Here is an 840-nt window from a genome sequence, read left to right on the forward strand (position 1 = left end):
TGAAGCTGCGCACGTCGTCCCGCTCGCGCACGATGTGCACCGGCCCGGCCACCACGCCCGGCCCGGCGGTGATCCCGCCGTCCAGCAGGGCCGGAGGCGGGCATTCGGTCTGGGCGGCGTCCTCGGCCTCCGACTCGGCATAGCTTTCCGGCAGGTGGGCGCGCGGCGCGGGCAATGGCCGGGCATGCAGCAGCGAGACGGAACCGTCCGGCTCCAGCAGCCAGTCGATTTCCTGGGGAAGGCCGCAGCGTTCCTCCACGACCAGGGCCAGTTCGGCCACGGCACGGGCCGCCGCGTCATCCAGAACCGGCAGGGCCGGCAACACCGCCCCCGTGGCCGCGTCGGCCCTGGGGGCTATGCTGCGCAACCGCACCGAACCGCCCACACGGCAGACGTGATAGGCGTCCACGTCGTGCGCGCCGTCCTCCACGGCCTCCGACAGGCCGCGCGCGGCGTAGACATGCACCGAGGTGTCGCGGGCGTGCAGCGGGTTGCCGGTGTAGGCGATGCCCCCGGCCACGGGCCCCTCCACGGCAAAACAGCCCACGCACACGCAGGTGCCCGCGTCGCGCAGGCCCCGGTTGCGGCGGTAGGCGATGGCCTGGGGCGAATACTTCAGGGCCAGGGTGGCGCGCAGGGCGTCCAGCACGCGCTGCCGATCGGACTGCCCGTCGGACCGGGTGTCGGGATCGGCACCTTCCGGGAACAGGGGAATGGACGGCCCCCACAGGGTCATGCCGCCCGCGTCGTCGTCCGTGCTCCCGCCAGCGCCCGTTGACCCCTGGGGCCACACCCGCCCGCGCAGCAAGAGGCGCATGTTGCGCCCCCGCGCGCCAGACC

The 840-nt window shown here is 74.2% G+C and carries 1 protein-coding gene; it reads right to left on the reverse strand.

The window, feature by feature from the left end:
* Positions 1 to 817: PEP/pyruvate-binding domain-containing protein (locus FVW20_RS17115; protein ID WP_231039209.1), on the reverse strand; the 817-nt coding region annotated here is incomplete at its 3' end.
* Positions 818 to 840: the final 23 nt, after the last annotated feature.

Source organism: Nitratidesulfovibrio oxamicus (genome assembly GCF_015731765.1).
GTDB lineage: Bacteria > Desulfobacterota > Desulfovibrionia > Desulfovibrionales > Desulfovibrionaceae > Cupidesulfovibrio > Cupidesulfovibrio oxamicus.